The organism is Actinoplanes sp. NPDC051851 (assembly GCF_040681165.1).
GTDB lineage: Bacteria > Actinomycetota > Actinomycetes > Mycobacteriales > Micromonosporaceae > Actinoplanes.
In genome coordinates this window covers 225,052-247,610 of the sequence record NZ_JBFAYF010000007.1, presented here as the reverse complement: position 1 = coordinate 247,610, position 22,559 = coordinate 225,052, and the positions used below count along the sequence as shown (strand labels likewise).

At 71.7% G+C, this 22,559-nt stretch carries 24 protein-coding genes; 6 read left to right on the top strand and 18 right to left on the bottom strand.

The genetic code is table 11. The features are described from left to right. Positions 1-421 precede the first annotated feature (421 nt). A complete protein-coding gene (locus AB0M08_RS10425) occupies positions 422-958 on the bottom strand; it encodes a helix-turn-helix domain-containing protein (RefSeq protein ID WP_364491247.1) in 537 nt (178 codons plus the stop codon). Between the two features lie 97 nt (positions 959-1,055). On the opposite strand from AB0M08_RS10425, the gene AB0M08_RS10420 reads away from it, so the two are divergent. Together AB0M08_RS10420 and AB0M08_RS10415 are read left to right on the top strand one after the other, a co-directional pair. Next, entirely contained in the window at positions 1,056-2,276 is a 1,221-nt protein-coding gene (locus AB0M08_RS10420; RefSeq protein WP_364491245.1) for a serine/threonine protein kinase, read from the top strand. Positions 2,277-2,601: 325 nt separating this feature from the next. After that, complete coding sequence (locus AB0M08_RS10415; RefSeq protein WP_014689763.1) at positions 2,602-2,940, top strand: RNA polymerase-binding protein RbpA; 339 nt, start codon at positions 2,602-2,604, stop codon at positions 2,938-2,940. A 7-nt stretch (positions 2,941-2,947) separates the two neighbouring features. Here AB0M08_RS10415 and AB0M08_RS10410 read toward each other — a convergent pair whose 3' ends face one another. After that, positions 2,948-3,943 (bottom strand): helix-turn-helix transcriptional regulator, encoded by a 996-nt coding sequence (locus tag AB0M08_RS10410; protein ID WP_364491243.1) that lies wholly within the window; start codon positions 3,941-3,943, stop codon positions 2,948-2,950. Positions 3,944-4,047: 104 nt separating this feature from the next. Here AB0M08_RS10410 and AB0M08_RS10405 point away from each other — a divergent pair, with 104 nt between their 5' ends. After that, positions 4,048-4,809, top strand: coding sequence for an SDR family oxidoreductase (locus AB0M08_RS10405; RefSeq protein ID WP_364491241.1), 762 nt, complete (start codon positions 4,048-4,050; stop codon positions 4,807-4,809). A gap of 57 nt (positions 4,810-4,866) precedes the next feature. Here AB0M08_RS10405 and AB0M08_RS10400 read toward each other — a convergent pair whose 3' ends face one another. The 11 genes from AB0M08_RS10400 to AB0M08_RS10350 form a co-directional block, all read right to left on the bottom strand. Beyond that, the gene (locus AB0M08_RS10400; protein ID WP_364491239.1) at positions 4,867-5,388 is read right to left on the bottom strand and encodes an FxsA family protein; all 522 of its coding nucleotides are present in this window, start codon (positions 5,386-5,388) and stop codon (positions 4,867-4,869) included. Positions 5,389-5,559: 171 nt separating this feature from the next. Then, positions 5,560-6,351: a polyprenol monophosphomannose synthase gene (locus AB0M08_RS10395; protein WP_364491237.1), complete on the bottom strand. Its 792-nt coding sequence runs from the start codon at positions 6,349-6,351 to the stop codon at positions 5,560-5,562. Further along, positions 6,348-8,243 carry an apolipoprotein N-acyltransferase gene (lnt, locus tag AB0M08_RS10390; protein WP_364491235.1) on the bottom strand — a complete coding sequence of 632 codons (1,896 nt, stop codon included), beginning with the start codon at positions 8,241-8,243 and terminating at the stop codon, positions 6,348-6,350. Before lnt ends, AB0M08_RS10395 begins: the two co-directional genes overlap by 4 nt. 578 nt (positions 8,244-8,821) lie before the next feature. Beyond that, positions 8,822-10,066 carry a glutamate mutase L gene (locus tag AB0M08_RS10385; RefSeq protein WP_364491233.1) on the bottom strand — a complete coding sequence of 415 codons (1,245 nt, stop codon included), beginning with the start codon at positions 10,064-10,066 and terminating at the stop codon, positions 8,822-8,824. Next, positions 10,063-10,425: a hotdog domain-containing protein gene (locus AB0M08_RS10380; protein ID WP_364491231.1), complete on the bottom strand. Its 363-nt coding sequence runs from the start codon at positions 10,423-10,425 to the stop codon at positions 10,063-10,065. Before AB0M08_RS10380 ends, AB0M08_RS10385 begins: the two co-directional genes overlap by 4 nt. Then, positions 10,422-11,156 (bottom strand): OAM dimerization domain-containing protein, encoded by a 735-nt coding sequence (locus AB0M08_RS10375; RefSeq protein WP_364491229.1) that lies wholly within the window; start codon positions 11,154-11,156, stop codon positions 10,422-10,424. The genes AB0M08_RS10380 and AB0M08_RS10375 overlap by 4 nt, the downstream gene beginning before the upstream one ends. Continuing rightward, positions 11,153-11,749 (bottom strand): RloB family protein, encoded by a 597-nt coding sequence (locus tag AB0M08_RS10370; protein ID WP_364491227.1) that lies wholly within the window; start codon positions 11,747-11,749, stop codon positions 11,153-11,155. The genes AB0M08_RS10375 and AB0M08_RS10370 overlap by 4 nt, the downstream gene beginning before the upstream one ends. Next, positions 11,733-13,085 (bottom strand): ATP-binding protein, encoded by a 1,353-nt coding sequence (locus AB0M08_RS10365; RefSeq protein WP_364491225.1) that lies wholly within the window; start codon positions 13,083-13,085, stop codon positions 11,733-11,735. The genes AB0M08_RS10370 and AB0M08_RS10365 overlap by 17 nt, the downstream gene beginning before the upstream one ends. Before the next feature lie 69 nt (positions 13,086-13,154). Continuing rightward, on the bottom strand, positions 13,155-14,711 hold the full coding sequence (locus AB0M08_RS10360) for a lysine 5,6-aminomutase subunit alpha (protein ID WP_364491223.1): 1,557 nt from the start codon (positions 14,709-14,711) through the stop codon (positions 13,155-13,157). An 11-nt stretch (positions 14,712-14,722) separates the two neighbouring features. Beyond that, positions 14,723-16,258: an amidohydrolase gene (locus AB0M08_RS10355; RefSeq protein WP_364491221.1), complete on the bottom strand. Its 1,536-nt coding sequence runs from the start codon at positions 16,256-16,258 to the stop codon at positions 14,723-14,725. Between the two features lie 5 nt (positions 16,259-16,263). After that, a complete protein-coding gene (locus AB0M08_RS10350) occupies positions 16,264-17,280 on the bottom strand; it encodes an L-erythro-3,5-diaminohexanoate dehydrogenase (RefSeq protein WP_364491219.1) in 1,017 nt (338 codons plus the stop codon). 144 nt (positions 17,281-17,424) lie between these two features. Here AB0M08_RS10350 and AB0M08_RS10345 point away from each other — a divergent pair, with 144 nt between their 5' ends. Further along, complete coding sequence (locus tag AB0M08_RS10345; protein WP_364491267.1) at positions 17,425-18,792, top strand: lysine 2,3-aminomutase; 1,368 nt, start codon at positions 17,425-17,427, stop codon at positions 18,790-18,792. 55 nt (positions 18,793-18,847) lie between these two features. On the opposite strand, the gene AB0M08_RS10340 is transcribed toward AB0M08_RS10345, so the two are convergent. Then, on the bottom strand, positions 18,848-19,039 hold the full coding sequence (locus AB0M08_RS10340; protein WP_364491265.1) for a CsbD family protein: 192 nt from the start codon (positions 19,037-19,039) through the stop codon (positions 18,848-18,850). Between the two features lie 139 nt (positions 19,040-19,178). Here AB0M08_RS10340 and AB0M08_RS10335 point away from each other — a divergent pair, with 139 nt between their 5' ends. Further along, positions 19,179-19,913, top strand: coding sequence for a class I SAM-dependent methyltransferase (locus AB0M08_RS10335; RefSeq protein WP_364491217.1), 735 nt, complete (start codon positions 19,179-19,181; stop codon positions 19,911-19,913). Here AB0M08_RS10335 and AB0M08_RS10330 read toward each other — a convergent pair whose 3' ends face one another. After that, positions 19,914-20,111 (bottom strand): hypothetical protein, encoded by a 198-nt coding sequence (locus AB0M08_RS10330; RefSeq protein WP_364491215.1) that lies wholly within the window; start codon positions 20,109-20,111, stop codon positions 19,914-19,916. A 146-nt stretch (positions 20,112-20,257) separates the two neighbouring features. On the opposite strand from AB0M08_RS10330, the gene AB0M08_RS10325 reads away from it, so the two are divergent. Next, entirely contained in the window at positions 20,258-21,130 is an 873-nt protein-coding gene (locus tag AB0M08_RS10325; protein WP_364491213.1) for an arylamine N-acetyltransferase, read from the top strand. An 81-nt stretch (positions 21,131-21,211) separates the two neighbouring features. On the opposite strand, the gene AB0M08_RS10320 is transcribed toward AB0M08_RS10325, so the two are convergent. From AB0M08_RS10320 to AB0M08_RS10310, 3 genes are all read right to left on the bottom strand, one after another. Beyond that, complete coding sequence (locus tag AB0M08_RS10320; RefSeq protein WP_364491211.1) at positions 21,212-21,646, bottom strand: hypothetical protein; 435 nt, start codon at positions 21,644-21,646, stop codon at positions 21,212-21,214. A 44-nt stretch (positions 21,647-21,690) separates the two neighbouring features. Continuing rightward, positions 21,691-22,065 (bottom strand): hypothetical protein, encoded by a 375-nt coding sequence (locus AB0M08_RS10315; protein ID WP_364491210.1) that lies wholly within the window; start codon positions 22,063-22,065, stop codon positions 21,691-21,693. Positions 22,066-22,135: 70 nt separating this feature from the next. Beyond that, positions 22,136-22,558, bottom strand: coding sequence for a hypothetical protein (locus AB0M08_RS10310; RefSeq protein ID WP_364491208.1), 423 nt, complete (start codon positions 22,556-22,558; stop codon positions 22,136-22,138). Position 22,559 lies beyond the last annotated feature (1 nt).

Here is a 22,559-nt window from a genome sequence, read left to right as displayed (position 1 = left end):
GGCACACCCGTGAGCGCCAGCCAGGAGGGTGTGCCGGGCGGCCGGACACACCCGTGAGCGCCGGCCGAGGAGGGTGGGTTACAGGTCGAGGGTCAGGTGGCGGGTGTGGGAGCGGCCGACGCAGATCATCATCGTGGTGTTCTCGGATTGCTCCTCGGGGGTGAGGACGGTGTCGCGGTGGGCGGGGCGGCCGGTGAGGACGCGGCTGATCAGCGCGGTCGCGGAGGAACTGGGTGCGAGCGCCCGCTCGCGACTGGCTCGTTTCGAGGAGCAGGCGATGGGAGTGCCGCCCCGGGGGTGAAGTCCTTGAACACCACCGCGACCATCGCCGCCGTGGCCGACAGCAGCACCCGCACCGATCCCGGATGCCAGGGCAGCAGCACGGCGAGCACCAGCACCCCGAAGGCGAATCAGCGGCGGGTCACGGCCTCCGCACCCCGCCCACTATCAGACTGAAGATCATGTCCGGGTAGTCCCGCACCGCCGAACGCCCCACCTTGATCGACCAGGCCGCGCCGGCCACCAGGCAGTAGAGCGCGTCACTGAGCCAGGCCGGCGACAGGTCGGACCGGAACTCCCCCGCCGCCTGCCCCCGCCGGAAGACCGCCACCAGCGCCTCGTCGATCTCGGCCCAGTCCCCGTCGATCTCATCGGTGTCGAACTCCTGGCTCTGCGAGTAGAGCAGCGCCAGGAACGGCGAGACCGGCTGGGTGGCCACCACGAGCCGCCGCAGCGCCTCGGTGGCGGTGCCCTCGTCCAGGCGCGCACCGGCCAGAACGGACCGCATCTCCCGTACGGCGAGAGCGTCCACCGCCTCCATCAGCGCCCGCCGCCCGGCGAACTGCCGGTGCAGCGTCGCCCGGCTCACCCCCACGGCCTCGGCGATCTCATCCTGGGTCGCATTGGGCCGCCGCCCGAGGAACTCCGCGGCCGCCCGCAGCAGCATCTCCTGATCCACGAGACGAGATTAGTTCATATGAAACAAAAATGTCTCATCTGAAGATCGGAGTGGTGTCCCGGCGCCGCGACCGGCACACCCTAGGGTGATTACCGCTATGACGACCCAGGAACACACCGATGAGGTCAATGAGACCCGTCCCTGCGCGCACTGCGGGCGGCCCGTGCCGCAGCGCGCCTCCGCCGGGCGGCCGTTCCGGTACTGCCGGGACAATGACGGGGAGTGCCAGCGCGCGTCCCGGAACGTGCGGATGCGGCACCGCTCGTCGCCCGGGCTGGCCGGGTCGGTGGCGCGGACCTGGGAGGCGGTGGACCGGCTCGACACGCTGGTCGGGACGCTGACCGAGGCGTTGCACTCGGAGATGTCGCCGGCCGGGGTCGAGCGGCAGGTGGCCGAGGTGCGGGCGGAGACGTCGCGGCAGGTGGCGGCCGCGCACGCGGAGCGGGACGACGCGCGGCGCGACGCCGATCAGGCGGCGGCCGCGTCGGTGGCGGCGCAGCAGGTCGCGGCGGCGGCCACCGCGGAGCGGGACGAGGCCGGGCAGCGGGCCACCGAGTCGGAGCGGGCGGCCGAGGAGGCCGGCAAGCGGGAGCAGGCGGCGACGACGGCGCGGGACGAGGCGGTTCGGGCGGCCACGGCTGCCGCGGCGCTGCGCGAGCGGGCCGAGACGGAGCGCGACGCCGCGACCGAGGAGCTCACCGCGGCGCGCCGCGACGTGCAGCAGATCAAGACCGAGCGGGACACCACCGAGCGCGATCTGGCGGCGGCTCTGCGCGATTTCACCGATTTGCGGCGTACGACCGAAGAGAGCACCCGCCGCGCTCAACAGGAGCTCGAGACGGCGCGTTCCGAGGTGGACCGGCTGGAGTCCGTGGCGGCGGCGGCCACCGAGCGGGCCGACACGGCCGGCCGGGCCCGCGACGAGGCGGTGGACGCGCTGGCCGCGACCCGGCGCGAGCTGTCCGATGTCATCGCCCAGCGGGATGATCTGGCCCGGGTCGGCGGGGAGCTGGAGCGTATGCGCCTGGAAAGGGACCGGATCGCGGACGAACGAGCGGACCTGGAGCGGCGGCTCGCGGCGGCGAGAGCCGACGCGAACGCGGCGCAGGACCGGGCGGCACAGATGACCTCACAGGTCAGCGACCTGGCGTCGGCGCTGGCCTCCCTCGGCACGGCCCGCCCGCCACAACCGTCACCGGCGGGGCCGGCCGGGGCGACCGGGCCGGCCGGGGCGATCGCAGCGGCCCCGGCAGCAACAGCGACGGCAGCCCCGGCGGGGGCACCGGCCCCGGCGCAACCGGGGCCGATCGACGGATGAGATGATCCCGCAACACCGGATGGGCGGAACCCTAACGTCGGCGTACCGGTGGCCGAATGTCCGGTTAATGGCCGGCGAACCACCCGAGTGACCGACATCGCACCACCCGTAGACGTGTCAAAGCGCCGCAAACTGGACCAAGGTCCACTTCCCGACGGTTCGCTTTGCCCGGTAAGGTCACTGGCCGGTTACGCTCATAGCGTTAACACCGCTGATACAGCGGGCAGTCATACATATGCAAGACAGGGTGGGCGCCAGGAATCTCGCGACCGCCCATTTCGTTACACCAGCGAGAGCAGCACCACGAGCGAGGGGAAAGCCGATCATGGGCGAACGCATGCTGCGCGGCAGCCGTCTTGGCGCAGTCAGCTACGAGTCCGACCGTAACACCGAGCTGGCGCCCCGACAGACCCGTGAGTACCTCTGCGTCAAGGGTCACCAGTTCGAGGTTCCGTTCGCCGTCGACGCCGAGGTTCCCACGACGTGGGAGTGCAAGTTCGACGGCAGCGTGGCCCGTCTGGTCGACGGCAGCGAGCCGGAGCAGAAGAAGGCGAAGCCGCCGCGTACCCACTGGGACATGCTCCTGGAGCGGCGGTCGATAGCAGAACTCGAGGACATCCTCAACGAACGCCTGCAGGAAGTCCGCACCCGCCGCGGCCGCTGAGCCGAACCTATTCGACGAGGGTCGTCCCGAGTTTCGGGACGGCCCTCGTCGTCGTGAGCCCCAGCATCTGGAGGCTCTCGTAGGCCGGGCTGCCCACCGGGGCCGTGTAGGTGACCAGCGTCTGGTCCGGCTCGCCCGGCAGGGTCACGCTCTCGTAGCCCAGCTCCATCGCGCCGGCGACCGGGTGGTGGAGCCGCTTGACGCCGTACGTCTTCTCCTTGACCCGGCGGGCCGCCCAGAAGCGGGCGAACTCCGGGCTGGCCACCGAGAGCTCCCCGACCAGCACGGCGAGCAGCGGATCACCGGGGTGCCGGCCGGCGTCCAGGTGCAGGAAGGCGACCGTCTCGGCGGCGACCGTCTCCCAGTCGGGGTAGAGCTCGCGGGCCCGCGGGTCGAGGAAGGTCTGCCGGACGACGTTGCGCCCCGGCTCGGCGGGCCAGTCGCTGAAGCCGTTGACGGCGTCACCGAGGTCGTTCCAGGCGAGGACGTCCATCCGGCGCCCGATCACGAACGCGGGGACGGTGGACATCATGTCGAGCAGCACCCGAATGCCCGATCGGACCGATTTATCGCGTTTTATCATCTTATTCGAAGTTTTGGGGCGAGCGAGATTGAAGAGGTGCTCGCGCTCGGTCTCGTCCAGGCCCAGCACCCGCGCCACCGAGGTCAGCACGGCGTCCGAGACCCGGGTGGTGCCGCGCCCCTGCTCCAGGCGGATGTAATAGTCCGGGCTCACCCCAGCCAACTGCGCCAGCTCCTCCCGCCGCAGCCCCGGCACCCGCCGCCGCCCCAGCGACGGCAGCCCCACATCCCGCGGCTGGATCATCGCCCGCCGCGCGCGAAGAAACTCCCCGATCGCGCTGCCCGGCCGCGCCGTGGGCGTGCCCGGCGGGGGCATCGCGCTCGCGGCCGGCCGCGCCGTGGGCGTGCCCGGCGGGGGCACCGCGCTCGCGGCCGGCCGTGCCGTGGGCGCGCCCGGCCTTCGGTCGCTGGTGTCGCTCATGGGGCTCAGTCTGCCTCGCGTGGCTGGGGCCATCCTGGGTCTGCTGGACCCAGGTTACGGCCGGCCCCTGCCTGAGCTGCGGAAACGGCGGCAGTCTCGACGGCATGGACAGCTACGACCTCCACGACCGGACCGCCGTCATCACCGGAGCCGCGAGCGGCATGGGCGCCGCGACCGCCGAACTCCTCGCCGCCGGTGGCGCCCGCGTCGCCCTCCTGGCCCGCCGCCTCGACCGCCTGCAGCACCTCGCCGACAAGATCCAAGCGGACGGGGGCACCGCGCTCCCCGTCGCGGTAGACGTCACCGACCCGGCCGCGGTCGCCTCCGCCGCCGCCCGGGTGGCCGACGTCTTCGGCGACCCCGACCTGCTGGTCAACGCCGCCGGCGTGATGCTCCCCAACCCCATCACCGACGACCGCGCCGACGAGTGGTCCCGCATGATCGACACGAACCTGACCGGCACCCTGCACGTGATCCGCGCCTTCCTGCCCGCCCTGCGCGCCACCGCCGCCGCCGGCCGCACCGCCGACCTGGTCACCGTGTCGTCGATCAGCGCGCACGTGGTGTTCCCGAACTATGCCGTCTACGCCGCCACCAAGGCCGCCGTCACCCACCTGGCGACGTCCCTGCGCAGCGAACTGGGCCCGCAGTCCGTCCGGGTCACCAACGTCGAGCCGGGCCTGACCGCGACCGAGCTGGGCGGGCACATCGACAACGCGGAGCTCTCCGCCCAGCTCGACGGCATGTTCCGGATGCTCCCCGCCCTGAGCGCCACCGACGTGGCCGACCTGATCGCCTACACGACGAGCCGCCCGCGCCACGTGAACCTGCGCCAGGCGATCCTCCTGCCGACCCAGCAGGCGTAGCCACGCAAAAGCCCTCCGAGGAGCCGAAGGCTTCCCGGAGGGCTGGTGGTCGGTGCTCTAGCGGACGATCTCACCCTCGATCGCGGCGGCCGTCGTCCGCGGCATGTCATCCGGAACGACCACGACGACCGGCTCGTCCATCGGGGCGCCGCGGTGCACCCGGACCTTGCGCGGCCCGAAGAGGTCGCTCGCCGCCGCCCCGCCGAGACGCCGCTCGGTGAAACGCTCGACCATCCGGCGGGCCAGGAACCGGCCGGGCGGCAGGAGCAGGACGACACCGACCAGGGCGGTCAGGAAGCCGGGAACCGCGAGTAGCAGGGCACCGCCGAGACCGATCAGCGAGTTGGTCACCTCGACGGCCGGCGGGCGACCGGCGGTCGCGGCCTCCTGGAACGAGCGGAAGGCACGGATGCCCTCGCTGCGCAGCAGGGACAGACCGGCCACGGTGCAGCCGATCAGGGCCAGCAGCGCCCAGACGAAGCCGATCGCGTGAGCGACGCTGACGAAGGTGAGGAACTCGGCCAAGGCCAGCAGCGGCAGCACGAAGGGCAGGTAGGCAAGTCGGGTGCGACGCATCATCGTCCTCCGGAAGTCACGTGCTCGACCTCCAGCATGACACCGCTACCTGCGACTTGCCTGTGTGCCCCTTGTGTGGAGGGCGTGCTCCACATCACTGGCGGAACCCCTCAGGAGGAGACAGCCACCGACAGGAGGCGCCACCGCGGCGCGACCGTCACGGCGGCGAGACCGTCACGGCCAGGTCTGCTGGTCCTCGCGCGGCTTGCGCCCGATCGCCTTCATCAGGTTCTCCTTGCGGGACTGGGCGCCCCAGAGCGTCACCCGCAGCAGCTGCTCCTTGAAGATGTTGCCGCTCATCTTGCTGACGCCGTGCTCACGCTCGGTGAAGGTGATCGGCACCTCGACCATCCGGAAGCCCTGCCGGTGCGAGCGCCACGCCAGCTCCACCTGGAACGAGTAGCCCGTCGAGGCGACCGTGGCCACGTCGATGGCGTCCAGCACGGTCATCCGGTACGCCCGGTACCCGCCGGTCGCGTCCTTGAAGGGCATGCCCAGCGCCATCCGGATGTAGATGTTGCCGCCGCGGGAGAGCAGCAGCCGGTGGATCGGCCAGTTGTGCACGCTGCCGCCGGGGATGTAGCGCGTACCGAGGACGGCGTCGGCGTCCGTCAGCGCGTCGAGGAGCTTGTGCAGCTCCTCGGGGGCGTGCGAGCCGTCCGCATCCATCTCGACGACGGCGTCGTACCCCTTGTCCTTGGCCCAGGCGAAGCCGGCCTTGTACGCCGCGCCGAGCCCCTCCTTGCCGGCCCGGTGCAGGACGAACACGTGGTCGTCGGCGAGGGCGATCTCGTCGGCGATCGCGCCGGTGCCGTCGGGCGAGTTGTCGTCCGCGACGAGGATGTCGACGTCGGGGACGGCCTCCCGGACCCGGCCGGTGATCAGCCGGACGTTCTCCGCCTCGTTGTACGTCGGGATGATCACGAGGACCCGTCCCACTCCCGGGTAGCCTTCCGCCGCGCTCACCGTTCCTCCGCGTTCTGTGCGTCACTGCCGATGGTCGCTCGCCGGCGGCGCAGGGGCCATCCGGCGGCGAGGATCATGACGGTCAACGCGACCGCCACGATCTCGGGCCAGGGGCCCGAGCGAGTCGCCAGAGTACTGGTTCCACCGGCATTCATCTTATGGACCACCACTGCAGGGCTGTTAAAGGCGGTCGAACCGTACACGGTGCCCGAAGTGTCGACGAAGCCGGACACCCCCACAGTTGAGACCATCAATGCATCCAAACCGTGCTCCACCGCCCGCAGCCGTACCATGGCCAGCTGCTGCCGGGCCTCGGACTCGTCGAACGTCGCGTTGTTGGTCTGCACGGTCAGGATCTGGGCGCCGCCGGTGACGGTGTCCCGGACGATCCCGTCGTACGCCACCTCGAAGCAGATCACGTCGCCGATGGTCAGCGCGCCGGTGTCGATCACCCCGGAGTGGTCGCCGGCCAGCATGTTCCGGACCAGGTCGACCTTGTCGCTGACCAGCCGGGCGATCGAGCGCAGCGGCATGTACTCGGCGAACGGCACCGGGTGCTGCTTGACGTACGTCTGTGAGAGGTCCGGCCCGGTGACCGGCATCCAGAGCAGGCCGGCGTTCTTGATGTCGTAGTCGTTGTCGGTCCGCAGCACCGCGCCGACCAGGATCGGCACCCCGATCGCGTCGGCCGTGGCGGCGATCTCCTGGGCCGCGTCCTGGTTGCGCAGCGGGTCGATGTCGCTGGCGTTCTCCGGCCAGACGACCAGGTCCGGCTTCTCCTGCTTCCCGGCGGCCACGTCGGCGGCGAGCTGCCGGGTGGCGGTCACGTGGTTGTCCAGCACCGCCCGCCGCTGCGCGTTGAAGTCCAGCCCGAGCCGGGGCACGTTGCCCTGCACGATCGCGACCGTGTAGGCGTCCCCGGCCGGCTCGCTCAACGGCACGGCCGCCGGCGCGGCCATCAGGACGCCGGTCACTGCCGCGAATCCGGCGGCGGGCAGCAGCGTCTTCCGAGCATTTCCCGGTACGGTCCACCGCCGCCACGCCAGCGCGACCAGAGCGCCTCCCGCGGCCGCCACCGCGAGGGTGACCAGCGGGGCACCGCCCCAGGCCGCGAGACGCAGCGTGGGGGCGTCCCCCTGGCTGAACGCGAGCCGCCCCCAGGGGAACCCGCCGAACGGGAACCGGTCGCGGATCGCCTCGTCGGTGACCCAGAGGAGGCCGGTCAGCAACGGCCAGAGCGCCCGCCACCGGTCGGTCAGCGGGGAGAGCCACGCGCCGCCCAGCCCGACCAGGCCGACGAGCGCCGACTGGGAGGCGCAGAGGAGCGCCCAGGGCGCCCAGCCGGCCGAGTAGCTGGTCCACCAGAGCAGCGGGCAGAGGAAGACCGCCCCGGCGAGGACACCCAGCCCGTATCCGGCACGGAGCCGCCGCCGATGGGTCGCCGCCGCCAGGAGGGCCGCACCGACCGGCGCGAGCCACCACAGATCGTACGGAGGCATCGAGAGCAGCAGCGCCAGCCCGGCGGCGACCGCGAGCGCCACGGCGACCGGCAGCCGCAGCGGCCGGGGCCCTGCGGTCACGGCGGCCACCGCGGGCACATCCAAGGCGCCCGGATCGTCCGGCTCGCCCGAAGACGGCGCGACCGGCTCACCCGAGGACGGCGCGACCGGCTCGCCCGAAGACGGCGCGACCGGCTCACCCGAGGACGGCGCGACCGGCTCGCCCGAAGACGGCACGACCGGCTCGCCCGAAGACGGCGCGGCAGGAGAAGGGGCGGGCGAGGGGGCGGTCAGCACCACGGCGTCACCGGGCGCGCCCTCGCTCACGGCGCAGGCAGGCTCGCCGAGAGCGGGGTCCGCCGGGTCCGATCCCCGCGGCATCGTCGATTCCACGCCAGGCAGGCTACCCGGCGATTACCTGCGACGACGGAGGGGCGCGGCCACGATTCGGCTACGCCCCTCCCGTGCTCCCGCCCCGTGTCACGGTCGGGGTGCCGTGCCGGGCGTCACCGAGACCTTCGGACCGGCGCGGAACGGGCTGGCTGCCCGTGACGTGCCGTTGTCTACTGGCCTGGTTAGACCCGCCGGCGCCACCGTGTCGCGGCCCGGGTATCGCGCCGCTCGCGCACCCGCACCCCCTGGACCTGGCTGAACGCGCGACCCCTGCGAGGACTGCGGCCAGTGGGTGTGAGAGCGAAGCGGATCGCGGCCGCTCGCCGTGAACAGGACCTGAAGACGGTACGTCCGGACGGGGGCGTCCTGTCAACCGCCCGGCCCGCACCCCGGCGTGTCGCAGACGTCGGCGTGTCCCGATGTTCACCGGATCCGGCCCGGCCGATCGACGTCGATCGGCCGTCCATCGCGGCCGGTCACGGCGCGGCAGCGGACGGTGCGGCACCGGCGGCAGGGCGGACCGGACCACGGCCCGGCCGAGTGGGACTTGGCACAGCGACACGGTCGGGTAGTACCCGTCAGGTGAGGATCCCGCCGAGCAGTTCCCGCGCGACCGCCGGATGGTCCCGGCGCAGCAGACCCACGGCGGCGAGGACGTACTCGCGGTCGACCACGGTCCTGGCGTTCTCCGGGATCGCCCACCCACCGGACACATCCGATAAAACGGAGGTGAGGACATAGTCGCCACCACCGTGCCGGAGGACACCGCCGGAACCGACGACGAGCCGGACGTCACGCAGATCCCGCCCTCCGGTGCGGGGCTGCCCCGGCGCGGCGGCGTGGCCCCGGGCATGCCGCCGGAGCGCGATCCTCGCCGCCGCAGCGGCGAGCTCAACGTCCGATTCCGGTCGGGCTATTTGCTCGGAAATAGCGGCATTTATGCAGTTGAAAGCACCCACTGCAACCCCGAGATCGCCCTCGACTGTCCGGGAACGCCACAGGGTTCCGGCGACGTCCCGCTGCGGGCCGTGCGACAGTTCGGCGTCCGGGATCAGGGCCGAGTACACGTCGGTCGTCGCGCCGCCCACGTCCACCACGAGCACCCCGGCGTTCGCGAGGTCGGCCAGCAGCTCCACCCCGGCCAGCACGGCGTCCGGCGTGGCGGCCCGGACCAGCGAGGCGAACCGCGGGCCCCGGGACAGCCGCTTGCCGCCGATCACGTGGCGCAGGAACACCTCGCGGATCGCCGCGCGCGCCGGCAGCGGGTCGAGCACCCCGATCCTCGGCAGCACGTTCCCGGTCACCGTGACCGGTACGCCCCGCGCGGCGAGCAGGGCCGCCGCCTCGTCCCGGACGTCGGCGTTCCCGGCGAGCACCACCGGGACCCGCAGCCGGTTGTTCGCCATCCGCCGGGCGTTGTGCAGCAGCACCTCGCCGTCGCCGCCGTCCGTCCCGCCGACCAGCAGGATCACGTCGGGCCGGGCGCCGCGCAGGGCGGTCAGCGCGGGCCCGTCGAGCCGCCCGGCGCCGACGTGCACCACCTGCGCGCCCGCGGAGAGCCCGACCCGGTGCCCGGCCTCCGCGGTCACCAGGCTCTCGTAGCCGATCACCGCCAGCCGCAGCCCGCCCCCGGCCGACGAGCACACGTACAGGCCGTCGCCGGGCCCGCCGACGGCCTCCACCGCCTCCTCCAGGCCGCGCAGCACGTCGGTGCCCGCGGTGGTGGGCACCTCCGCCCGGCGGACCAGTCGCCCCTCGATCAGATCGATGAGGGCGCTTTTCGTGTACGTCGACCCGACGTCCACGCAGACCGCGGAGGTCACCGGGGTGGCACCACCACGGTGCCCACCGCCGTCACCGCGATGATCGGCTCCGCCAGGACCTCGGCGGACGACCCGCCGCTCCCCCGGCAGACCACCGCCGAGGTGAACGCGATGCGCCGCGACCGGGTGCCCATGTGCACCACGGTGGCGGTCACCTCCAGGACGTCCCCGGCCTGCACGGGCGCCTTGAACTGCACGTCGTCGTAGGACGCGAACAGCCCCTCGTCCCCGTCCAGGCGGATGCAGACCTCGGTGGCCACGTCGCCGAAGAGGCCGAGCGAGTACGCCCCGTCGACCAGATTCCCGGCGTAGTGCGCGTGCGCGTACGGGACGTAACGCCGGTGCACAACGGTGATCAATTCTCGCTCCCTATCAGCGCGTGGACCAGGTAGGAGGCCACTTCCCGGGGTGTGGTGCCCCGGCCGAAGATCCGGTCGACGCCGAGCTCGCCGGCCATCAGCTCGTCGAACCGGGGTCCGCCGACGATCAGCAGCGGGCGCCGCCCGGCGGGCAGCGCCTCGCGGAACGCCGCCGACATGGCCCGGGTGTTCTGCAGGTGCGCGTCGCGCTGGGTGACGACCTGGGAGACCAGCACCGCGTCGGCCTTCTGCGCGCGGGCCGTCTCGACCAGATCGGGGACGGAGACCTGGGCGCCCATGTTGGTGACCGAGAGCTCCCGGTAGTACTCCAGGCCCTTCTCCCCCGCGATGCCCTTGAGGTTGAGGATGGCGTCGATGCCGACGGTGTGCGCGTCGGTGCCGATGCAGGCGCCGACCACGTTGAGCCGCCGCCGCAGCCGCCGCTTGATCACGGCGTTCACCTCCTTGGCGCTGAGCAGCGGGTAGTCCCGCTCGACCACCTGCACCTGTTCCGTGTCGACGAGGTGCGCGACCTTGCCGTACACGACGAAGAAGGTGTAGCCGTCACCCATCTGCTTGGCGTGCACGAGCATCGCCGGATCCATGCCCATCTTCCCGGCGAGCTGCAGCGCGGCCCCTTCACCCCGCTTGTCGTGCGGAATCGGCAGCGTGAACGAGAGCTGCACCATCCCGTCCCCGGTGGTGTCCCCGTACGGCCGCACGATGCTCATGTCTGCTCCAGAATCATCTTCACGAGGGGCCACACCCCGCTCGACGGGTTCACGGTGTGTTCGCGCCCGGTCGGTTCCAGCCTCTCGGCCCGTTCGACAGCCACCTGCACTCCGCCGGCGAAGTCGGCGAACCTGAGCCGCGTCTTGTCATATGCCGGCAGCCGGCGTTTGAGGAGCCGCTCGGCCACCCCGCAGTCGGCACAGTGCGCGGTGCACTGCTCCCGATGGAGGAGCAGCCACAACTCGAAGCACGGGTTGGAGACGGCGACCTTGATTCCCGCGGCCTCGGCGAGGCGCACCGCCTCACTGATCTTGCCGCCCTCCCGTTCGAACCGGTCGACGTCGACGATGCACCAGACCTCGTCGTAGTCCTCGCCCTCGGCTCGGCGCTTGGCGTGCCGCACAACCTCGTCCGGCGACGCCTGCCCCTTCTCGATGACCGCCACGCTCATGGTCGCGAGCCGCTGAGCGTCCCGGAGCCCTTTGAAGTAGGCCGACTCGGTCTTTTCCGCGCCGCAGACGATCAGAATCCGCCGCCGGCCGGTCAGGACGGGCGCCCGCCTGCCACGGGGAGGGTCACGCCGAGGCGACATCGCTACCTCCGCTCTCCTCCGTCTGGAGACCGACGAGGCGATCGACCAGCGAATCGGGGAAGACGACCGGCACCGCGCCATAGCTTCCGCTCAGGTATCGCCGTTCCCGGTTCTCGCCCTTACGCGGGTGGAAGTCGGAGAGCGGATAGAGGGACGAGGCGCTCCCCTTCTTCTCGATGAACCAGACCTCATCCCTCCGGAGCAGATCCTCACCGAGGGTCGTTCCGAGCAGAGTCGCATCGTGCGTGGTGAAGATCAGCTGCGCGCCGCGGGGGTTCGTCGCCTCGCTCCGGAAGAGCTCGATGAGCCGCGCGGTCAGTCGCGGGTGAAGGCTCGCGTCGATCTCATCGGTGACCAGCGTCGCCCCCGATTCCAGAGCATCCATCGTTGTCACCAGAAGATCCACCCAGGCTCGCGTGCCCGCCGATTGGTCCTCGACAGCGAGCGGAATCCCCTCCGGACCGTGCAGGAAGAGGATCTCCTTCCGGGTCCTGGGGCGCCGCAGAAGCCAGAGCTCTTGACGCAGTCTCATCAGCTCCGGAGAGGCCTGTTCCATCGGTGCGGCCTGCTCCCTCGCTTCGAGCTCGGCCGCCAGACGATCAGCCTGCGCAAGCGTCAATGCGGATGGCGTCTCGGAGGTCTCGATCACCCGAAGGTCCGTGATGTCGAGGTCGGCGGCCTTCAGGAGCTCGGTGAAGGCGGGATGCCTGTCGACCGCCGTGATCACACGCTCGGCCCATTCCGCTTTCAGGCGCGGGATCACACCCGTACCGACGAATCGCAGGCTGTTGGCGAACCAGCGGTAGACCGGCATGACCTCGTCCTGCTTCGCCTGCACCGCGGTGCTCAGCAGGAGCGCGTTCTCCCGGAGCAGGCTGCCGAGCAGGTCGGCCCGGCCACGTCCCTCCGGCACCGTGGAACCGAGCTCGACGGTCTGTCCGTGCCGCTCGAAGATGACCCGTTTGCGCTGATGAGGATAGGAATGCAGCCACTCCTCCAGAACGGCCGTGCCGTCCAGTTCGACGCCGTAGACGTACTGCACGCCGTCGATCAGAAGATCCACGACGAAGACCGACGGCTGGATCCCGGAGAGAGCGTCGAGCCGGAAGGGCCGGCGCGGTATGCCGCCGTCGGCCTCCCAGGAACGGTAGGAGCCCCGTACGGCGCTCTGGAACCAGCGCAACGCGTCCAGCAGGTTCGACTTGCCCGACGCGTTCGCACCGAAGATCGCCGTCACCGGCAGGACGGAGAGCCGGTGCTCATACCCCGGCATCAGCAGCAGTTCCTGCTCGTCCCGGATCGATCGGTGGTTGGTCACCCGGAAGCTACGCAGCACGACTGGCTCCAGCGGAAGTTGGACGGCCCATCGTGCAAGTAAATCGCAAAAGACGCCTTCTGTCTGTCGTCATCCGGCGACCTCAAGAGCCTCGGTGACGGGGTTGTAGTACTCCTCGTCGTGCCTGGCGACGCCGTCGAGGCCCTTGCCGCGCGTCGCGGGGCGCTTCATCAGGCCGAACGTGCCGTCGGCGATCGCCTCCATCAGGGTGTCGTCGACGATCCGCTCCAGCAGGTCGATCGCCTCGCCGAGGACGTGGTTCGCGCGGCCTCTGATGAAGTCGCCGGGGGTGAAGTCCTCGTGCAGGTTGCCGGCGCCGTTGAGGACGTACTTCACGTTCTGGAGTGCGATGTCCCGGTCGGAGAGGAACGGGGTGACCACCGCCTCGGTCATCATGCCGACCAGCAGGATGCCCTGTCCGGTCAGCGCGCCGGCCAGGTTGAAGAAGCCGTCCAGCAGGTTGCCGCGGAAGACGTCGCCGGTCATGTGCTTGGTCGGCGGCATCCACTTGAGCGGCGCGTCGGGGAAGAGCTCCCGGGCGAGGAGTGCGTGGGCCAGCTCCATCCGGAACGAGTCCGGCAGGTCGGGGTTCATCTCGAACGCGTGGCCGAGGCCCAGCTGCCAGTCCGCCAGGCCCGCCTCGTGCGCGAAGAACTCGTTCAGCAGCTGCGACACCGTCACCGTGTGCGCCGCCTCGACCGCGTCGGCCGTGGTCAGGTAGTTGTCCTCGCCGGTGTTGATGATGATCCCGGCACGCGCGTGCACCTGCCGGGAGAAGCGCTGGTCGACGAAGGTGCGGATCGGGTTGATGTCGCGGAACAGGATCCCGTACATCGAGTCGTTCAGCATCATGTCGAGGCGTTCCAGGCCGGCCAGCGCCGCGATCTCCGGCATGCAGAGCCCGGACGCGTAGTTGGTCAGCCGGATGTAGCGCCCCAGCTCCTTCGACGTCTCGTCGAGCGCCGCCCGCATCAGCCGGAAGTTCTCCTGCGTCGCGTACGTCCCGGCGAACCCCTCCCGGGTCGCGCCCTCGGGCACGTAGTCGAGCAGCGACTGGCCGGTGGAGCGGATCACCGCGATGATGTCCGCCCCGGCCCGCGCCGCCGCCTGCGCCTGCGGGATGTCCTCGTAGATGTCCCCGGTCGCCACGATCAGGTAGATCCACGGTCGCTGCTGCGGATCGCCGTGCCGTTTGATCAGCCGGTCCCGCTCGGCCCGCCGCCGGTCGATCCGCTTCAGGCCGTCGCCGGTCGCCCTCTTCGCCCGCCGCCGGGCCGCGGTCACTTCCTGCTTCTTCTCCGGTACGCCGAATCGCACACCCCCCGCGGCGGCCTTCTGGGCCAGCACGGTGAGGTCGTCGACGCCGGTCGCCGCCGCGGCGTGGAACACCGGGACGGCCACGCCGTGCCCGAGTCCCACGTCCGCGCGGACCGCGTCGACCAGCCGGTTCACCCAGGGGATGCCGTCCTGATCGGCGCCGGTCACCCCGGCCAGCCGCAGCACCGCCCGCTCGACCGAGACGGTGGTGTGCGACCGCGCCATGTCGACGACCGGTTGCCCGGCCCGCGCGGCGAGCGCCCGTGCCCGCGCCACGACGTGCGGGTCCAGATCCAGCTTCCCGGCCAAGGCTGTTGTCCTTACTCCTCGTGGATGGTCTCGCCGTGCAGCACGGTGCGGCGGCAGACCGGCCGCCCGGGCACCACGCCGTCGATGTCCGGCAGCAGCGCCGGCAGTCCCTCGCTCAGCCCGCCCGGGGTGTCCCACGCGGCGAAGGTGGCCGACGCGCCGGGCGCCAGCACGCCCACGCCGTCGACGCCGGCGGCGCGCCAGCCGCCCCGGCTGCTCGCGGCGAAGGCGGCCCGCACCTTCATCCGGTACTTCGGGTTCCGCGGCGCGATCGCGGCCACCACCATCGACCACGGGTCGAGCAGCGTGACCGGCGAGTCGGAGCCGAAGGCGAGCGGGACGCCGGTGGCGTGCATGGCGCCGATCGGGTTGGTCTCCAGGGCCCGCTCGGCGCCGAGGCGCTGCGCGTACATCCGGTCCGGGCCGCCCCAGAGCGCGTCGAAGACCGGCTGCACCGAGGCGACCAGGCCGAACTCGACCATCCGGGCGATCATCGCCTTGTCGATCAGCTCGACGTGCTCGATCCGGTGCCGGCCCTCGCGCAGCTCCTCCACGCCGATCCGCTTGGCCGCGAGCGCGTAGCCGTCGAGCACGGTGTCGATCGCGGCGTCGCCGATCGCGTGGAAGCCGCTCTGGAAGCCCAGCCGCACACAGTCCAGGACGTGCGCCGCCACCTGCTCGGCGGTCAGGAACGCCTCGCCGAGTCCCCGGTCCCCGTCGTGGTACGCACACCGCACCGACGCCGTCCGCGAGCCGAGCGCGCCGTCCGCGTAGAGGTCGCCCGCCGCACCCCGGGCGCCCAGGTCCCGGGCCCGCTCGGCGCCGCCGAGCTCACCCCAGTAGCCGATCACCTCCGGCAGTCCCCGTCCGGAGAGCGCGAGCACCGACGCGAAGTCCACCTCGCTGGACGTGCCGGGCCCGCCGCACTCGTGCACGCTCGCGATGCCGAGCGACGCGGCCCGGGCCAGCGCGGTCCGCTGGGCGGCGGTGCGCTGCTCCGGGGTGATCGAGTCCAGCGCGACCGCCCGGACGGCGTGGTGGGCGTGCTCGCGGACCCAGCCGGACGGGTGGTAGCCCTCGACGCCCTCGGCCACGGCGAGCAACGACGTGCTGGTCAGCGCCGAGTGCACGGACGCCTGGGAGAGGTACACCCGGCGGTCGCCGGCGGCCCGGTCCAGTTCGGCGGCGGTCGGTGGGGTCTGGTCGGCCCAGGTCGACTCGTCCCAGCCGTGCCCGTGCACCACCCCGTCGGCCGGGCGGGTCGCGGCGAACGCGGTGACCGCGTCCAGGAGCTCCTTCGACGACCGTACGCCGGAGAGGTCCAAACCATCGATGGCGAGGCCGGTGTCCGTGGCGTGCAGGTGCGCGTCGACGAACGCCGGCGTGACCAGGGTGCCGGCCAGGTCGACGGTCCGGTCGGCGGCGGGCGCGTCGGCGGTCTCCCCGAGCCAGGCGATTTTCCCGTCCCGGACCAGCATCGCGGTGGCACGCGGCTCGGCGGCGGAGTAGAAGCGACCGTTGGTGTAGCGGACCGAGGGTTGTGTCATGCCGGTCAGTCTCCCGCGACCCGCGCCTCGAACAGAGCCCGCACGGCGGGTGTGCTGCGCAACAGGTCGACGGCGAACTCCGCGTGCCCGGGCACGAAGCCGTTCCCGACCAGCATGGTGACGTCCGCGGCCAGGCCCTCGGCGCCGAGCGCGGCCGCGGAGAAACTGGTCGCCATCGAGAAGAAGATCACCGTGCCGCCGGGGGCGGTGGCCAGGATCGCGCCGTGCTCGCAGCCGGGGACGTCCACGCAGACCACGGTGACCTGCGCCTCGCCGACCGCCGCGGCGACCGCGACCGGGTTCCGCGCGTCGGCGATCTCGACGCGGTCGGCCAGACCACCCGTCCGCAGCGCCGCGGCCTCCCGCTCGTCGCGCACGATGCCTACGGTCCGCGCACCGGCCCGTCGCGCCGCCGCCAGGCTCAGCGAGCCGCTCTTGCCGGCACCGCCGAGCACGGCGACCGCCGGACTCCCCGGATAGCCGCGCACGATCCGGTCGACCAGCGCGGGGGCGCCGCAGACGTCGTAGACGGCCAGGGCCAGCTCGGGGGCGAGGTCGTCGGGGAGCACGCCGACGATCGAGCGACCGAAGAGGATCGCGGTGCCGTCCGCCGGGACCTGCTCGCTCAGCCCGTCCCAGTCCCGCAGCCCGTCGGTGATCCGCAGCGGGGTCAGCGTGAGCGAGACCAGCGTGGCGACCCGGTCCCCCGGCTTCACGGCCAGCGGCGACGCGGGGCCGGCCTCCTCGACCACGCCGATCAGCATGCCGCCGGAGCCGGTGACCGGGTTGTGCATCTTGCCGCGGCGCTCGACGATCCCGAGCACCTCGGCGCGGATCCGCTCGCCGTCACCCTCGTGTTTCTCCGCGAGCTGCCGATAGCTGGCGGCGTCGAGGTTCAGCCGCCGCACGCGGACCCGCACCTCGTCCGGGCCGATCGCCGGGGAGGCGTCCAGTCGCCAGGCCGCCTGCGGCAGCACCCCGGCCGGCTCGAGCACCCGGTTCAGCCCCACCGACAACGCCATGCCCACAACCCACTCTCGTCAAAGAATCGCCGTCAACGGCCGCCCTACCGTAAATCTTCCGTAGTCATGGTTTCTAGACCGAAGATTCTCCAGTACGTTGATCAGTGTCGTCCAGTGCTCAGTCAGTCGTTCCTCGGGGAGGATCTGGTGTCTTCGGTTCCAGCGGGACAGCCCTACGAGTACCAGCGGCGCGAGCTCGTCGAGCCGGATTGGACCCGTTTCCCCGGGTGGCGTGACGTCACCACCGCCCAGTGGGAGTCCGCCCAGTGGCAGCGGGTCAACTGCGTGAAGAACGTGAAGCAGCTGCGCGCGGTCCTCGGCGACCTGGTCGACGAGACGTTCTACGCCGACCTCGAGACCGACCAGCAGCGGCTCGCCACCATGTCGATGCTGATCCCGCCGCAAATGCTCAACACCATGGTGCCGTACGCCGCACCGGACACCGCCGCGTTCTACGCCGACCCGGTCCGCCGCTACATGCTCCCGGTCGCCACCGACCGCCACCTGGACTGGCCGTCACACCCGAACGCCAGCCGGGACTCGCTGCACGAGCACGACATGTGGGTGGCCGAGGGCCTGACCCACCGGTACCCGACGAAGGTGCTCGCCGAGCTGCTCTCGACCTGCCCGCAGTACTGCGGCCACTGCACCCGGATGGACCTGGTCGGCAACAGCACCCCGGCGGTCGCCAAACTCAAGCTGCTCCAGAAGCCCGTCGACCGGTACGCCGCCCACCTCGACTACCTGAAGGCGCACCCCGGGGTCCGCGACGTGGTCGTCTCCGGCGGGGACGTGGCGAACGTACCCTGGAAGCAGTTGGAGGCCTATCTGATGGGCGTGCTGTCGGTGCCGACGGTGCGCGACATCCGGCTCGCCACCAAGGCGCTGATGGGCCTGCCCCAGCACTGGCTGCAGGACGACGTGGTCGAGGGCATGCACCGGGTGGCGGTCACCGCCCAGCGGCGCGGCGTCAACCTCGCCGTGCACACCCACGTCAACCACGTGAACTCGCTGACCCCGCTGGTCGGGCGCGCCGTGCGGACGCTCCTCGAGGTCGGCGTGCGGGACGTGCGCAACCAGGGCGTACTGATGCGCGGGGTCAACGCGACCACGGCGGATCTGCTCGACCTCTGCTTCGCGCTGCAGGGCGAGGCCGGGATCCTGCCGTACTACTTCTACATGTGCGACATGATCCCGAACGCGGAGCACTGGCGGGTGCCGGTCTGGCACGCCCAGCAGCTGCAGCACGACATGATGGGCTACCTGCCCGGCTACGCGACCCCGCGGATCGTGTGCGACGTCCCGTTCGTCGGCAAGCGCTGGGTCCACATGGTCGCGGAGTACGACCGGGAGCACGGCATCTCGTACTGGACCAAGAACTACCGCACCTCGATCGAGTCCGAGGACGGCGAGGCCCTGACCAAGCTGTACGCGTACTACGACCCGATCGACACGCTCCCCACCGCGGGCCAGGACTGGTGGCGCAAGCAGCGCACGCTCGCGCTCGTCTGATCAGACGCGGAACGCCCCCGGCGCCAGGTGCCGGGGGCGTTCCGCGCGGTGCGGCTCAGCTGAAGGCGTCGCGGACGTCCTTACCGGCGTCCTTGACGTGCTCGCCGGCCTGCTTGGCGTGCGCCGCGGCCTCCTGGGCCTGGCCCTCGGCGTAGAGGCGCTCGTTGTCCGTCGCCTCACCGATGCCCTGCTTGGCCTTGCCGGTGAGCTCCTCGGCCTTGTTCTTGACCTTGTCGGCGATGCTCATATCGTCTACCTCCATGGTCGGTATCGGGTGCCTCTGTGCCTTTCGAGTACCCGGCCTTTCGAGTACCCGGCCCATGAAGATCTGAAACTCGCACATACCGTACGTCTGTTCGCGCGCCGGGACGGTTACGATCGCCGATGTGGATCACCATGCCGCCGCGTCGTCGTTCGGGGCCGCCGCCGACTCCTACGAGCGGGGCCGGCCGCCCTACCCCGCGGCGGCGCTCGACTTCCTGCTGCCCGCCGCGACCTCGGCCCGGGTACTCGACCTCGGCGCCGGCACCGGGAAGCTGACCCGGCAGATCCGCGGGCGCGGGTACGACGTGGTCGCCGTCGACCCGTCCGAGGGGATGCTCGGCGAGCTGCGCAAGGCCGTACCCGACGTGCCCGCCCACCTCGGCACCGCGGAGGACATCCCGCTGCCGGACGCCTCGGTCGACGTGGTCCTGGTCGCGCAGGCCTGGCACTGGGTGGACCCGGAACGCGCCCTCCCCGAGGTGGCCCGGGTCCTCGCGCCGGGCGGGCGCCTCGGACTGATCTGGAACGTCCGCGACGAGCGCGCCGACTGGGTACGCCGCCTCGGGGGCGTCATCGCCACCGAGACGCAGCCGCGGGACACCACGATGGGCGCGCCGTTCGGCACCCCGGTCCGCGCCGTCTTCGAGTGGACGCACGATCTGGAGCGCGCCGAACTGCTCGACATGGTCGCCTCGCGCAGCCGGATCATCCTGCTCCCGGCCGACGAGCGGGCCGCCGTGCTGGCCCAGGTACGCCAGCTCACCGCGACCCACCCGGACCTGCTCGGCCGCGACACGTTCGCGCTGCCCTACGTCACCGAGTGCGCGTACGCCACCCTGCCCGGCGACCCGCGCTGATCAACCGGCCGACCGGCCGGTGTGGACCCCCTGCACCCCGGCCGCCGCCGGATCAGTGGCCGGGCTGTGCGGGGCAGCGGCGAAACGCCACTCCCCCGGGCGCGGGGACCACGTGCGGGTTCGCGGGTCGCGCTCCAGGGCCGGGGTCAGGTCGAGCGCGACGCCGACCGTGGACTCCTCGCCCGCGGCCAGGGTCACCCGGCGTACTCCATCGGGGTAGGTGAAGGTCGTCCGCTCAGCCGCCCGCTATCCCCCGCCGCCCTCTCCCGAAACCCTGAGCGACGCACCTCCCTCGCGTCCGAGCGGGCGGTGGAGGTGGGGTGTTGATCGATAGAGTGGGGCGGGTGGGCAACTCCATCGACGTGGTCGGATACCTGGGCAGGCTGGGGCTTCGTGAGCTGGCCGGGGCGCCGCCCAGTGCGGCCGGGCTGAGCGCGCTGCACCGGGCGCACGCGGAGCGCGTACCGTATGAAGGTCTCGCGGTGTGGCTCGGGGAGACGACCACCGTGGAGCCGGCCGAGTCGGTGGAGCGGATCCTGCGCGGGCGCGGGGGCTACTGCTTTCACCTGAACGGGGCGTTCGCCGCGCTGCTGGACGCGCTCGGGTATGCCGTGACCCGGCACTTCGGTGGGGTGCAGGGGAACGCGACGCGGCCGGCCGGTGCGAACGGGAACCACGTCGTACTGACCGTGGCGGGGCTGCCGGATGAGGACGCGCCGGACGGGGAGTGGCTGGTCGACCTCGGGATGGGGGACGGTCTGCACGCACCGCTGCCGCTGGTGGCCGGGGATCATCGTCAGGGGCCTTTCCGGTACGCGCTCCGCACGTCGGCTGCCGAACCCGGGGGATGGCGGTTCGACCACGATCCACGGGGGAGCTTCCTCGGCATGGACTTCCGGGCCGAGGCGGTGGGGATGCCGGCGTTCGCCGAGATGCACCGGCACCTGACGACCTCGCCGGAGTCGGGGTTCGTGCAGGTGCTGGTGGTGGCGCGACGGGACGCGGGCGGCGCGGACATCCTGCGCGGGCGGACGCTGACCCGGATCGGCGAGGACAGCCGGCGGACCACGGTGGAGTCCGCGGACGACTACTTCGCGGTGCTCGCCGAGCTCTTCGGGATCCCCCTCGGCGAGCTGGACTCGAGCGGGCGCGCCGCGCTGTGGCGACGGGTGTCGGCGGCCCACGACGAGTGGCGACGCCAACAGGACGCGGCCTGAAAAGCAGACAGGACGCGGCCCGAGAGGCAGACAGGACGCGGCCTGATACGGCGTACGCTGGAAGCAGCGGAAGCGGAACGCTCAGAGTGACCCGACCGCATCGGCGTAGTAGTCGTCGGCCACGTGCAGCGCCACCTCGCGCAGGGTCCAGGCATCGCCCTCGACGAGATCCAGGCGGGCGTCGTCGAGCGTGCCCAGCCGGGCCGACCAGATCTGGGCGAGCCGGGTCAGGCGGCTGCGGGCCTCCTCGAGGTCCCGCTCGGTGAACGGCGCCAGGTCGGCGGGGGTGGTGATCGCCGAGGCGTGCCAGTGGTCGGGGAACGTGGGGAGGCCGGCCAGCCGCGCCTCCATCTCGGCGAGGTGGTCGATCAGGTGGTCGGTGATCCGGCGGAGCGCCTTGTGCGGGGTGTAGACGCGGTCGTCGACCCGGATCGGGGTGCCGTTCCACCGGGGCCAGGTCTCGGCGAGGGCGAGGGCGTGCGTGACGTGCCGTTCCACGGCGGAGGCGGGGTTCATGGACCGGACCGTAGGGCGCGCACCGTTCGGTCGCGGCCGAACCGTCAGCGGTAGACCTTGAGCGTCCAGGTGCAGTTGTACCAGGTGCTGACCTCGAAGTAGCCGTTGCGGGCGCCGCGCTTGCCGGTCAGTGTGATGGTGCCCTTGGCCTTCCGGGACTGGGCCATCTCGAAGGCGAACGGGGTGCCGTGCCAGGAGACGTAGAGGTATCCGCCGGCGGATCCGGTGCACTTGTAGGTGGCGACGGCCCGGTACTTCTTGGCGGGGAGTTTGACCGTGGCGCTGGTCCAGGACGTGGTGCCGGTGTACGTCCGGAAGAGCGTCGACGGGGTGGCGGCCCGAGCCGGGAGAACGGTGCTGGCGGCCAGCGCGCAGCCGGTGGTGACGGCGGCGAGGAAGCGGGTCAGCCGGGTGGGCATGCGGATCCTTCCGATGGGTACCGGGGGTCAGGGCGGCATATCGGGAGTTATCCGGCGGGCTTGAGGGGAATCAGCTCAGCAGCCAGGCGGACATCCGGGAGCCGTACTCGGTGAACGCGACCGCGGCCAGGATCCCCCACAGCCCGGTGCTGATCAGGAGCAGTCGCACCGTCCGGCGGTCCCCGACGCTCCCGGCGTGCAGGGCGGCCACCACTCCCATCACCACCAGCATCACGATCACCGGGAACCCGGCCGCCGCCAGCATCCGGCCGATCCCGAACAGCCACGTCAGCGGGTTCCGCGAGGAGGTCGGGCCGACCTCCGCCGGGTCACCGAGCAGAGCGGGGTTCGGGTCCACGATCCCGGCCAGGTCGCCGCTGCGGACGACGGCCGTCAGCAGTAGCCCGAAACTGCCCGCGACGTAGAAGACCAGCACCAACGCCTGTGCCCCGGCGACCACGCGGCCGCCACGTGAGGATTTCCCGCTTTTCATC